The sequence below is a fragment of the Ferrovibrio sp. GW821-FHT12E11 genome (assembly GCF_058806975.1).
Map to the genome: position 1 here is coordinate 3,260,859 of NZ_JBXAQG010000001.1, position 12,155 is coordinate 3,273,013.

General features: G+C 62.1%; 9 protein-coding genes. 6 read left to right on the plus strand and 3 right to left on the minus strand.

Going from position 1 to position 12,155, the window contains the following annotated elements; translation table 11 throughout:
* Positions 1-44: 44 nt before the first annotated feature.
* A complete protein-coding gene (locus AC1ROT_RS16195) occupies positions 45-2,381 on the minus strand; it encodes a bifunctional salicylyl-CoA 5-hydroxylase/oxidoreductase (protein ID WP_493000199.1) in 2,337 nt (778 codons plus the stop codon).
* Between the two features lie 87 nt (positions 2,382-2,468).
* A complete protein-coding gene (locus tag AC1ROT_RS16200) occupies positions 2,469-3,119 on the minus strand; it encodes a hypothetical protein (RefSeq protein ID WP_493000200.1) in 651 nt (216 codons plus the stop codon).
* 134 nt (positions 3,120-3,253) lie between these two features.
* Here AC1ROT_RS16200 and rpsT point away from each other — a divergent pair, with 134 nt between their 5' ends.
* The 6 genes from rpsT to gyrB all read left to right on the plus strand — a co-directional run bounded on the left by rpsT (position 3,254) and on the right by gyrB (position 10,880).
* On the plus strand, positions 3,254-3,517 hold the full coding sequence (gene rpsT / locus AC1ROT_RS16205) for a 30S ribosomal protein S20 (RefSeq protein ID WP_492971533.1): 264 nt from the start codon (positions 3,254-3,256) through the stop codon (positions 3,515-3,517).
* 428 nt (positions 3,518-3,945) lie between these two features.
* Entirely contained in the window at positions 3,946-4,389 is a 444-nt protein-coding gene (locus tag AC1ROT_RS16210; protein ID WP_492971532.1) for a rhodanese-like domain-containing protein, read from the plus strand.
* Between the two features lie 47 nt (positions 4,390-4,436).
* Positions 4,437-5,918 (plus strand): chromosomal replication initiator protein DnaA, encoded by a 1,482-nt coding sequence (gene dnaA, locus AC1ROT_RS16215; protein ID WP_492971531.1) that lies wholly within the window; start codon positions 4,437-4,439, stop codon positions 5,916-5,918.
* A gap of 191 nt (positions 5,919-6,109) precedes the next feature.
* Positions 6,110-7,228: a DNA polymerase III subunit beta gene (gene dnaN / locus AC1ROT_RS16220; protein ID WP_492971530.1), complete on the plus strand. Its 1,119-nt coding sequence runs from the start codon at positions 6,110-6,112 to the stop codon at positions 7,226-7,228.
* Between the two features lies 1 nt (position 7,229).
* Positions 7,230-8,426 carry a DNA replication/repair protein RecF gene (gene recF, locus AC1ROT_RS16225; protein WP_493000202.1) on the plus strand — a complete coding sequence of 399 codons (1,197 nt, stop codon included), beginning with the start codon at positions 7,230-7,232 and terminating at the stop codon, positions 8,424-8,426.
* Positions 8,427-8,438: 12 nt separating this feature from the next.
* The gene (gene gyrB / locus AC1ROT_RS16230; protein WP_492971528.1) at positions 8,439-10,880 is read left to right on the plus strand and encodes a DNA topoisomerase (ATP-hydrolyzing) subunit B; all 2,442 of its coding nucleotides are present in this window, start codon (positions 8,439-8,441) and stop codon (positions 10,878-10,880) included.
* 130 nt (positions 10,881-11,010) lie between these two features.
* Here the strand turns inward: gyrB and AC1ROT_RS16235 are convergent, their stop codons facing one another.
* Positions 11,011-11,988, minus strand: coding sequence for a dienelactone hydrolase family protein (locus AC1ROT_RS16235; RefSeq protein WP_493000204.1), 978 nt, complete (start codon positions 11,986-11,988; stop codon positions 11,011-11,013).
* Between the last annotated feature and the right edge of the window lie 167 nt (positions 11,989-12,155).

The following is a 12,155-nucleotide window of genomic DNA, read 5'->3' on the forward strand; positions in this document are numbered from 1 at the left end:
CGCCGAGCCTACACCAGACTATTCCGGATGCGACAGGGCCTGGGTCAGACTTCGTCGCGCCTCGCGCGCTGCTTTGCGAAAGCATCGGCTGCCTGGGCCTCTTCGCGTTCGCGGGTGCGCAATTGGTACAATTGGTCCCGTCCGGCATGATACTGCGGCGGCCAGAAGATGCCGCGCCAGTCATAGTCGGCGGCCGCATGCAGGGTGAAATAGGGATCGGCCAGATGCGGCCGGGCCAGGGCGCAGAGATCGGCACGGCCCGATGCCACAATGGTGTTGACCTGGTCGGCTGAGGTGATCGCGCCGACAGCCATGGTGGCAATGCCGGCTTCCTGGCGGATCGCATCGGCGAAGGGTGTCTGGAACATGCGGCCGTATTGCGGTCTGGCGTCGGTGGTAGTCTGGCCGGCTGAAACGTCGATCAGGTCGCAGCCATGGGTCTTCAGGATTTTCGCAATCGCCACCGAGTCTTCGATGGCAAGACCGTCCGGCACCCAGTCGACAGCCGAGAGCCGCACAGACATCGGCTTGTCCTGCGGCCAGACCGCGCGCATGGCATCGAAGACCTCAAGCGGGAAACGCAGGCGATTTTCCAGACTGCCGCCATACTCGTCGGTCCGGATATTGGTGAGTGGCGAGATGAAGGTGGACAGCAGATAGCCATGGGCCATGTGCAGTTCGATCATGTCGAAGCCGGCTGCAATGGCCAATTTTGTTGCGGCCACGAAATCATCGCGCACCGTATCCATGTCGGCGCGGGTCATGGCGCGCGGCACCTGGTTTTGCGGCTGATAGGCTAGGGCCGAAGCGGCGATGATCGGCCATGCCTGCTGTTCCGGCAGCGGTGCATCGTAGCCACCGGCCCATGGCAGGCAGGTGGCGCCCTTGCGGCCGGCATGGGCCAGCTGGATGGCAATTTTGGCCCTGCTGTTGCCATGCACGAAATCGGTGATCCGGCGCCAGGCCCGGGCCTGGGCCTCGTTCCACAGGCCGGTGCAGCCCGGCGTGATGCGCGCTTGTTCGGCTATATCCGTCATTTCGGTGATCAGCAGGCCGGCGCCACCGATGGCACGGCTGCCCAGATGTACCAGCGTCCAGTCATTCGGAACGCCATCTTCAACCGAATACTGGCACATCGGCGAGACCACGACGCGATTCTCCACCGTCATGCCGCGCAGGCGGAAAGGGTTGAACATCGGCGGGGGCGGATTGCCTTTCGGCGGCGCCATGCCGAGCTGATCGGCGGTCTTCTCGGCGAACCAGCGGTCCATCTGGCCGGTAAAGGCAGGGTCGCGCAGGCGCAGATTCTCATAGGTGATGCGTTTGGAGCGCGACAGCAGGCTGAAGGCCAGTTGGATCGGCTCGAAATCCCGGTAACGGTCGGTATGCTCGAACCACTCCAGCGAGACCTGGGCGGCATGCTGCAGGATCGAGACCTCAGTCTGCCGTGCATCCTCGAAGGCTTTCAGGGCTGCCGGCACGGACGGATGCCCGGCATTGAGCGCCCGGCTGAGGGCGATGGCATCTTCCATGGCCAGTTTGGTGCCGGACCCGATCGAGAAATGCGCCGTGTGTACGGCGTCACCGATCAGCACGACATTCTCATGCACCCAGCGTCCGCACTTGATGGTGGGGAAGGTCCGCCAGATCGAGCGGTTGCTGAGCAGCTTGTGGCCTTTCAGCTGCTGCGCGAACAGTGTTTCGCAATAGGCAATGGTGTCGGCTTCGCTGGCCTTGTCCAGGCCGGCGCGCTGCCATGTTTCCTCGGTGGTTTCGACGATCCAGGTCGAGAGGCCGTCTTCGAAGCGGTAGGCATGGACCTGGAACAGGCCATGCTGGTTGGCTTGGAAGACAAAGGTGAAGGTGTCCAGCGGCAGGGTAGTGCCGAGCCAGACGAATTTGTTGCGCCGCCAGTCCAGGCTCGGCTGGAAGGTGTCTTTCCAGGTTTCGCGCACCTGGCTGTTGATACCATCTGCGCCGACCAGCAGGTCGCAATCGCGGCGCAGGGCTTCGAAATCCTGCTGCTCGCTGTGGAATTTCAGGATCACGCCTTCCGCGGCGCAACGCTCCTGCAGGATTTGCAGCAGTTTCTTGCGGGCCAGACCGCAGAAGCCATGACCACCCGAACGGACGGTCTCGCCATCGGCCACCACATCGATCTCATGCCAGTAGGCGAAATGATCGCGGATGGCCTGGGCGGTGGCGGCATCCTCGGCCAGGAACTGGTTCAGCGTCTCGTCAGAGAAGACAACGCCGAAGCCGAAGGTGTCATCGGGCTGATTACGCTCGTAAACGGTGATCTGATGCCCGGCATCCGCCTTTTTCATAAGCAGGGCCAGATACAGACCGGCAGGGCCGGCCCCAATGATCGTCACGCGCATGGTCTTCCCCGCTGGTATGGCCGAAGCCGGTCACGCGAGATATTTTATATTTAAAATATATTCCGGCAAGCCGCTTGGTGAACCCGTCTACCGGGCGCGATGGGCGGTCAGGCCGAAAGCGATCAGGGCAAGGCCGAAACAGGCGCGGGCGAGAGCGGTCGCCGGGACCGGCACAAAGCCCAGATAGCGATAGCGGGCCAGTTCAGCCACAGCGACGCCAAGGACCCCCAGCAACAGCCAGCGGGCCGGCACTGGGCGGTGGCGCAAACCGATCACTACGGCCAGAAGCAGGATGCCCAGCAGGATGAGGGGCAGCGGCAATATGCCAATCGGCAGGCGATCGACGCCTATTGCGATCAGAATGGCCAGAGCGATGCCGCTGAACAAGGTCATTTGTTTTGCCCCTGGCGGCACGATCAGGCTGAAAGCCGCCCCCAGTGCAAGTCCCGTGAGGCCCAGCGTAAAGGCAAGATAGCGCAGGTTGGCTTCCAGGCCGGCGAGTCCCGACCAGCCGACCAGACCGGCGAATTCTGCGGCGGCGAGGCCCAGATGCAGCACAGCGCCAGTCCCCCAGAACAGGGCTGCGGGCAGGGGGCTGCGTGTGATCAGGATGAGGCTGGCGACGCCGCCGAGCAGATAGATGGCTTGCGCGATCAAGGCGATGTCTGGCATGACGGCAACTATGCCGGCGGCGGCGGCGGCCTGCAAGTCACCCTCGAACAGGCTAAGCGCCTGCAAATCGCGGCAAAATGCCGGCCTGGCAGCCTGTGTAAAAGGCGGTCTTTGCGGGTTGACGCGTGCCGGGGGCGGGGCTATAACGCCCGCCTCGATTTCGCCGCAAGGCAGTATCAACTATCGGAAAATTGCAAGCTATGGCTCAGCACAAGTCCGCGGAGAAGCGCGCCCGCCAGACCAAGAAGCGCACTGCTGTGAACCGCGCTCGTCGCAGCAAGGTCCGCACCGCCGTGAAGAAGCTGGAAACGGCAATTGCCACTGGCGACAAGGCCACGGCAAAGACCCTGCTTCAGGAAGCCCAGCCCGCCCTGGACAAGGGCGTGAGCAAGGGCGCCGTCGCAAAGCGGACGGCCTCGCGCAAGCTGTCGCGTCTGAACGCCCGCGTCAAAGCTATGGCTTGATTTCCTCCGCGCCAGCAGGCGCGGCTCGGAATTAAATCCCCTTAAAAAAGCATCGCCCGTCTGTTCTGCAGCGGGCGATGTTTTTTTATGCGACTGCGAAGGACTTGATCGTTCGGTTGCCGTGTTCGCAGACGTTTTACGCCAAGGGGATTAGTCCGTGCGTTATGCGCCCGCCACGTTACGCGCAACGACAAGTTCTAATTCTGCCACAGAGAAATTTTTTTTCGGGGAGTCTTCATCTGTCCGCTTGCGTGGCCCCTGTGATTTCCCTTTAATGCCCCGGCTGGCACGCAGTGAAGGGGTTCAGACAAACCTCGCAGAGCGCAAAAATAGCGCTTCACGGATGGTAGACGTCTTCCCGAAACAGCCTGCAGCACGCGTGACGAAAACACAGATTTCAAACAATAGAACGTGGCGCGAGGTTGGGGATGTTGGCTTCGGTGAAGGCGGGGGATGAAGACTATGCAGGCGATGTCTCGACGACCGAAACCTGGAACCAGCTCGCAAACGATCCGAACGCCCAACTGATCGACGTTCGAACCCAACCAGAGTGGAGCTTTGTCGGCGCGCCGGATCTCGGCCAGCTGGGAAAGCGTCCTGTCCTCGTATCCTGGCAGATGTATCCTGAGATGAGTATTAATCCTCGCTTTGCAGATGAATTGCGCGCCCAGGGCCTCAAGCCCGGTCAGCCGCTGTATTTCATCTGCCGTTCGGGTGCCCGTTCGCGTGCCGCCGCCAAGGCGATGACGGCCGCCGGTTTCGCGCCCTGCTATAACGTCGCCGGCGGTTTCGAAGGCGATCTTGATACAGATAAGCACCGTGGACGATTGAGTGGCTGGAAGGCTGCCGGTCTCGCCTGGGTTCAGAGCTGAGGTCGGACATGGTCAAGTCGTCGCATCCACAGCCGCAATCTGTCTCCATGCCTGAGCTTTCCGAAGCCCCGCGCCAACTGGGCGGCGAACCCCTTGATGTGCAGTGGCAGCGCGTGCGCGCCCGCCTGCGGGTATCGTTCGGCGATGCTGCTTTCAATTCCTGGCTGAAGCCGCTGGCGTTGGCCGATGAGGGCCTGGCCAAGGACGGCGACGTCCATCTGGCCGTTCCGACCCGTTTCATGCGCGACTGGGTGGCCAATCACTACAGCGAACGTCTGCGTGAAATCTGGCGGCTTGAAAATGCCGAGGTTCGCCGCGTGGTCATCCATGTGCGCCCGACTGGTGCGACCCAGTCCCCGCAGGCCAAGACGGTCTCGGCCGCCATCGTGCAGCCGGAGTCTGCCATCGCGCCGCCGGCTGTCGGTCGTCCGGCGCCGACCAAGTCCACGATCGCCGGTTTGCCTGCCCTGCAGGTGCGCGACATGGACGATATCGAGCGCGAACTTTCCGCGCCGCTCGACCCGCGCTTCACCTTCGACAGCTTCATCACCGGCAAGTCCAACGAGCTGGCGCGCGCTGCCGCGCTGCGCGTGGCCGAAAGCCCGACGGTGACCTACAACCCGCTGTTCCTTTATGGCGGCGTGGGCCTGGGCAAGACCCATCTGATGCATGCGATCGGCTGGCATATCCGCCAGCGCTTCCCCGAGCGCCGGGTGGTCTATCTCTCGGCCGAGAAGTTCATGTACCAGTTCATCCGTGCCCTGCGCTTCAAGGACACGATGGCCTTCAAGGAGCAGTTCCGCTCGGTCGACGTGCTGATGATCGACGACATCCAGTTCATCGCCGGCAAGGAAAGCACCCAGGAAGAATTCTTCCATACCTTCAACGCGCTGTGCGACCAGAACCGCCAGATCATCGTCTCGGGCGACCGCTCGCCGTCGGATCTGGAAGGCATCGAGGAGCGCATGCGCTCGCGTCTGGGCTGGGGCCTGGTTGCCGATATCCATCCGACCGACTTTGAACTCCGCCTCTCTATCCTGCAGGCCAAGGCCGAGAAGAACGGCCTGACCAATATCCCGCAGGATGTGCTGGAATTCCTCGCCCGCCGGATCACGTCGAACGTGCGTGAGCTGGAAGGCGCCCTGAACCGCATCTCGGCCTATGCCAGCCTGGTAGGCAAGCCCGTTACGGTCAGTTCGGCCCAGGAAGTGCTGCAGGATCTGCTGCGCGCCAATGACCGCAAGGTGACGATCGAGGAAATCCAGAAGCGCGTGGCCGAGCATTACTCGATCCGCTTTGCCGACATGCACAGCCCCCGCCGCGCGCGCGCTGTGGCGCGTCCGCGCCAGGTGGCGATGTATCTGGCCAAGCAGCTCACCTCGCGTTCACTGCCGGAAATCGGCCGCAAATTCGGTGGTCGCGACCACACCACGGTGATGCATGCCGTGCGCAAGATCGAGGAGCTGCGCGAGATCGATGCCGCCTTTGCGGAAGACATCGATTTGCTGCGCCGCAAACTGGAAAGCTGATTTTTTAGCTTTATCCATAAAAATCAGATAGTTATATTTTCAAAGGGGCTGCCGCAAGGCGGCCCCTTCGCACATGCAAAAACGGACCAAAACAGGGGCAAATGCCTCGCGTACAAAAGGGGGGTTTGATATAGTTGCCGGACTCGGCAGAAGCCTGCCGTAAAACAACAAAAACAGACCGGTTTTCAGCTATGAAACTCACCATCGAGCGCGCCGTATTGCTGACCGCCCTGAGCCACGTCCAGAGCGTGGTCGAGCGTCGGAACACGATCCCGATCCTGTCGAACGTGCTGCTCGAAGCCGAGGGTGACAAGCTTGCCCTGACCGCCACCGATCTGGACATCGCCGTGGTCGAGAAGCTGCCGGCCAAGGTCTCCAAGCCCGGCGCCACCACGGTGGCGGCCCATACCTTCTACGACATCGTGCGCAAGCTGCCCGAGGGTGCGGAGGTCGAGTTGACCTTCACTGCATCGGAGCAGCGCCTGGACCTGCGCGCCGGCCGTTCCAGCTTCAAGCTGAGCTGCCTGCCGAAGGAAGATTTCCCGGTGATGGCGGCCGGCGAACTGCCGCATGGCTTCACCCTGCCGGCCGAACAGCTGCGTCGCCTGATCGACAAGACGCGCTTTGCCATCTCGACCGAAGAAACCCGTTATTATCTGAACGGCATCTACGTGCATGCGGCCTCCAGCGCGGGCGTGCCGATGCTGCGTGCGGTGGCCACCGACGGCCATCGCCTCGCCCGCGTGGAAGCGCCACTGCCGGCCGGCGCTGCCGGCATGCCGGGCGTGATCGTGCCGCGCAAGACGGTGAACGAACTGCGCAAACTGCTGGAAGGCGGTTCGAGCGAAGCCCGCATCGAACTGAGTGACACCAAGATCCGCTTCGCCATCGGCGATCTGGTGCTGGTGTCGAAGCTGATCGACGGCGCTTTCCCTGAATACGAGCGCGTGATTCCGCGCGACAACGACAAGGTGATGGAAGTCGACAGCAAGGCCTTTGCCGCCGCCGTCGACCGCGTCGCCACCATCTCCACCGAGAAGAGCCGCGCCGTGAAGATGTCGCTGAAGCCCGATGGGATCGAGCTTTCGGCCACCAGCCCGGATCAGGGGTCGGCCTCCGAACAGCTGACGGCCGCCTACAGTTCCGCGCCGGTCGAGGTCGGATATAATTCCCGCTATCTGCTGGATATCGCGGGGCAGATTGAAGGCGAGAATGTGCGGTTCCTGTTGGCCGATGCACTGGCGCCCACCGTTGTGCGCGACCCGAGCGACGATGATGCGCTCTATGTGCTGATGCCGATGCGAGTCTGATTTGTTGCACAGCGCGGCACGGGTTGCGGAGCAGGCTTACGAAGGCGCAGCAGGCGGTCATGCCGTTCTGTCGCTCAGCCTGCATGATTTCCGCAATTACGCCGAGCTGCAGTTACGCCTGAGCGGCCGTCCCGTGGTGCTGACAGGGCCGAATGGTGCCGGCAAGACCAATATCCTGGAGGCACTGTCCTTTCTCAGCCCGGGACGCGGTCTGCGTCGTGCGCGCCTTTCCGAAGTCAGCCGCAGCACGGTCGCCGTCTGCCGCTGGGCTGCCCATGCCGAGCTGGCCAGCAGTGTCGGTCTGGTCACCATCGGCACCGGACTGGCGGACACCGCCGGTGGCGATGACGGCAGTGAGCGTCGCGTGGTGCGGATCAATGGTGAGCCGGCGTCGAGTGCAAACGGCCTGTCCGAGTATCTTGATGTCGTCTGGCTGACGCCCCAGATGGATCGTCTGTTCGTTGATGGACTCTCCACGCGGCGGCGGTTCATGGATAGGCTGGTCTATGGTCTCGATGGCGGGCATGCCCGCCAGGTGGCGGCCTATGAGCGGGCGACACGGGAACGCAATCGCCTGTTGAAGGCTGGTGCGGTCGATCCGACCTGGCTGGCGGCCCTGGAAAGCCAGATGGCCGAGCATGGTGTGGCGGTCGCCGCGGCCCGGCGCGAGGGTCTGGCCCGGCTGGAAGCGGGCATGGTGCTGGCGACGGGGCCGTTCCCCAAGGCTCGTCTGGCGGCGCAGGGCCTCATCGAGGGCTGGCTGGCAGACAGACCGGCGCTGGCGGCGGAAGAGACATTCCGTCGGTTTCTGGCCGAGCGGCGCGGCATCGACCGCGAGGCCGGCACGGCGACCGAGGGGCCGCATCGCAGCGATATGGCGGTGTGGCATGCCGACAAGGACCAGCCGGCGGCGCAATGCTCCACCGGCGAACAGAAGGCGCTGCTGATCGCCATAACGCTGGCGAATGCCCGCCTGATCCGCGCCCGTCGCGGCATGGCGCCGCTGATGCTACTGGACGAAGTATCGGCACATCTGGACGGCCGGCGCCGTGCGGCGCTGTACGAGGAATTGCTCGCCATCGGCGGGCAGGTTTGGTTGACCGGGACGGATGAGGACCTGTTTGCAGGGCTCGACGGCCAGGCCGAGTTTTTCACGGTGGCCGATGGCGTGGTGACGCCGCGTGCCCCGATCAGTTGAGGTTGTAGAGCGATGAGCGAAGCAGTGAATCCGCAGGGCAATGAGGGCAACGGCGAGAATTACGATTCTTCCGCCATCAAGGTGCTGAAGGGCCTGGATGCGGTACGTAAACGCCCGGGCATGTATATCGGTGACACCGATGATGGCACCGGCCTGCACCACATGGTTTACGAAGTTGTCGACAACGCGATCGACGAGGCCCTGGCCGGGTATTGCGACGAGGCCTATGTCGGCCTTAATCCGGATGGCTCGGTCACCGTGCGCGACAATGGTCGCGGCATCCCGGTCGATATCCATCCCGAAGAAGGCGTTTCGGCGGCCGAGGTCATCATGACCCAGCTGCATGCCGGTGGTAAGTTCGACCAGAATTCCTACAAGGTTTCGGGTGGCCTGCACGGAGTGGGCGTGTCGGTCGTGAACGCATTGTCGGTGACGCTGGATCTGCGCATCTGGCGTGGTGGCAAGGCTTATCACATGCGCTTCCGCCATGGCGATGCCGAAGGGCCGCTGGCTGAAGTCGGTCCGGCCGACGGCAAGCGCGGCACCGAAGTCACCTTCCTGCCATCGTCGGAAACCTTCACCAAGACCGAGTTCGATTTCGCCACGCTGGAGCATCGCCTGCGCGAACTGGCGTTCCTGAATAATGGCGTGAAGATTGTTCTGGAAGACCTGCGTGGCGTCGAACCGAAGCGGATCGAGCTGCGCTATGAAGGCGGCGTCGAAGCGTTTGTCGCCTATCTGGATCGTAACAAGACGCCGCTGCACAAGCCGCCGATCGCCATCCGGGGCGAGCGTGACGGCATCAGCATTGAAGTCGCACTCGAGTGGAACGATGGCTACCACGAGACGATGCTCTGTTTCACCAATAACATCCCGCAGCGCGATGGCGGCACCCATCTGGCGGGTTTCCGTGGCGCACTGACCCGTTGCATCAACAATTACGCGACCGAAAGCGGCGTGCTCAAGAAAGAGAAGGTTTCGATCACCGGCGAAGACTCGCGTGAAGGCCTGACCTGCGTGCTGTCGGTGAAGGTACCGGATCCGAAATTCTCCTCGCAGACCAAGGATAAGCTGGTGTCGTCGGAGGTGCGTCCGGCAGTCGAGAGCATGGTCACCGACCTGCTGGCGAGCTGGCTGGAAGAGCATCCCGCCGATGCGCGGACCATCATCGGCAAGGTGGTGGAAGCCGCCGCAGCCCGCGAAGCGGCGCGCAAGGCGCGCGAACTGACCCGCCGCAAGGGCGCGTTGGATATTTCCTCGCTGCCGGGCAAGCTGGCGGACTGCCAGGAACGCGACCCGGCCAAGGCTGAACTCTTCCTCGTCGAGGGTGACTCCGCGGGTGGCTCGGCCAAGCAGGGGCGCAATCGCGCCTTCCAGGCGGTGCTGCCGCTGCGCGGCAAGATCCTGAATGTGGAGCGTGCGCGCTTCGACAAGATGCTGTCCTCGCAGGAAATCGGCACGCTGATCACCGCGCTGGGCACCGGCATCGGCCATGACGACTTCGACCCGGCCAAGCTGCGCTACCACAAGATCATCATTATGACTGACGCGGATGTCGACGGCGCCCATATCCGCACCCTGCTGCTCACCTTCTTCTTCCGGCAAATGAAGCCGCTGATCGATGCCGGCCATCTCTATATCGCCCAGCCGCCGCTTTATAAGGTCAAGCGCGGCCAGTCGGAGCGTTACCTGAAGGACGAGCCGGCGCTGGAAGAGTTTCTGATCAATGAAGGCATGGAAGGAGCAGTTCTACAGTTGCAGGACGGCAACCAGCGCGCCGGCAATGATCTGCGCGTGCTGCTAGAGCATGCCCGCATGGCCCGCGCCCTGCTCACTGCCATCGGCAAACGCTACAATCCCTGGATTGTCGAGCAGGCGGCTATCCTGGGCATGCTGCAAACCGATATTGCCAATGATCCGGCCAGGGCCACAGCGGCGGCCGAAGCGCTGGCCAAGCGACTGAATGCCCTCGCCCCTGATCTGGAGCGCGGCTGGATCTGTGAAGCGACGGGCGATGGCGCGTTCAGCGTGAAGCGGAGCCTGCGCGGTTACACCGAAAGTTACCTGCTGGATGGCCAGCTATTCCGCTCGGCGGAAGCCCGCAAGCTGAACGAGATGGCGACCGAGTTGCAGGCCACGTATCTGAGTCTGGCTGAGTTGCGTCGCAAGGACGAATTGCACAAGATCCGCGGCCCCATCGACCTGCTTGAGCGCGTGCAGGCAACCGGCAAGCGCGGGATTACCATGCAGCGCTACAAGGGTCTGGGCGAGATGAACCCCGAACAGCTATGGGAAACCACGCTGGATACCGAGGCACGGAGCCTGCTTCAGGTCAGGGTGGATCATGCCGAAGATGCCGACAATGTTTTCGAGACCCTCATGGGGGATGTTGTCGAACCACGCAGGGATTTTATTCAGAGCAATGCGCTGAACGTGGTCAATCTCGATATCTGATGGGAGTGTTCTGGGGCACCACTTGCCTCAGCCAGCTTCGTAAGCACAGATCGCGGAATGGGGCTCCTGACGATATGACAGGAGCCCCTTTTTACGATGGATATCCTTTGCGATTGCCTGAACGGCAGTGCTACGGCTTCAAAACGCCCTGTACGAACTCGCTGACTGCTATAGTGACGGCGCGGGTGGCGTCCGGATCGTGGCCGACAGTCGGGCCGATGCGCACGCACTCGTCCTTGTAGGTGAAGGGCGCATTGGTTGCCGCGTTGATCAGGACAGCCTGGTCGTTCTCCCTGATTTTGCATTCACGCACCGACTGATCGGCTCGGGTCGGCACTCCGGGATTGGCGCCCAGCGGGTTGTCGAAACCATGGGGCGCGTTCGGATATTCGGTCAGCAGGATATCGGTGCCAGCCTTCTTCAGGCGTTCGACATAGGGCTTGCAGGACGACACCGGATTATAATTGTCCGGGGTGCCATGATAGATGCGGATCGGCCGGGCTGCGACCTTGCCGTCTTCACGATAGGTGGTGCCGCAATCCGGATAGAAGGCGATGTAGGCTGCGAAATTGGCGCCACTCTTGTTCCATAGCTTGTGGAAGCGTTCGACGCTGGCATAAAGCGCTGCCTGGCCGCCGCGTGAGAAGCCCATGAGGATAATACGGTTGGGGTCGACCCTGGGATGCTTTGCCAGGATTTCCAGCGATCGGTAGATGTCCAGAATGAAATTGAGGCGGCCCAGCAGGATCTGATTGTCACCTACGCCGGTCAGACCGCGGCCCGTCATCCCATCGATGACGAATGTCGAGATGCCCATACCGTTCAGATGACGCCGCCAGTATTGCGTATTGGAACCGGCGCCGCCCGATCCGTGCATGAGAATGACCACCGGCAAACGACCTGAGCCCTGCGCGATGCTCAGTTCACCACCCAGCGTCACGTCTTTGCCTTTGGTATCGCCAGACAGGAACTGGGTATCGGTGATGGTCAGCGTGGGAATCGGGTGCAACTCCACGCGCACCGGCAATGATTTGTCGGCAAGCGGCTGGGCGTGAACGGCACCAATCATCAGCGTCGCCATCGCGGCGAGCAGCAATGTCCTGACCATGTTTCCTCCGGTTTTTTGCATTCTTGGAATGTACTAAACGGTACATTCTGCTGGAAAACTACCATACGAATTCACTATCGAGAAATGAAAGTTGTGAATGCTGCGCCGCATCATTGGCGCTGCTGTTGACAGAATGAACCAGTTCGTACATTTTGCCCCGACAAAAA

Excerpts from the sequence above, each read along its gene's own strand:
- AC1ROT_RS16195 (WP_493000199.1), bottom strand. The coding sequence starts at position 2,381 with ATGCGCGTGACGATCATTGGGGCCGGCCCTGCCGGTCTGTATCTGGCC.
- rpsT (WP_492971533.1), top strand. The coding sequence starts at position 3,254 with ATGGCTCAGCACAAGTCCGCGGAGAAGCGCGCCCGCCAGACCAAGAAG.
- AC1ROT_RS16210 (WP_492971532.1), top strand. The coding sequence starts at position 3,946 with ATGTTGGCTTCGGTGAAGGCGGGGGATGAAGACTATGCAGGCGATGTC.
- dnaA (WP_492971531.1), top strand. The coding sequence starts at position 4,437 with ATGCCTGAGCTTTCCGAAGCCCCGCGCCAACTGGGCGGCGAACCCCTT.
- dnaN (WP_492971530.1), top strand. The coding sequence starts at position 6,110 with ATGAAACTCACCATCGAGCGCGCCGTATTGCTGACCGCCCTGAGCCAC.
- gyrB (WP_492971528.1), top strand. The coding sequence starts at position 8,439 with ATGAGCGAAGCAGTGAATCCGCAGGGCAATGAGGGCAACGGCGAGAAT.
- AC1ROT_RS16235 (WP_493000204.1), bottom strand. The coding sequence starts at position 11,988 with ATGGTCAGGACATTGCTGCTCGCCGCGATGGCGACGCTGATGATTGGT.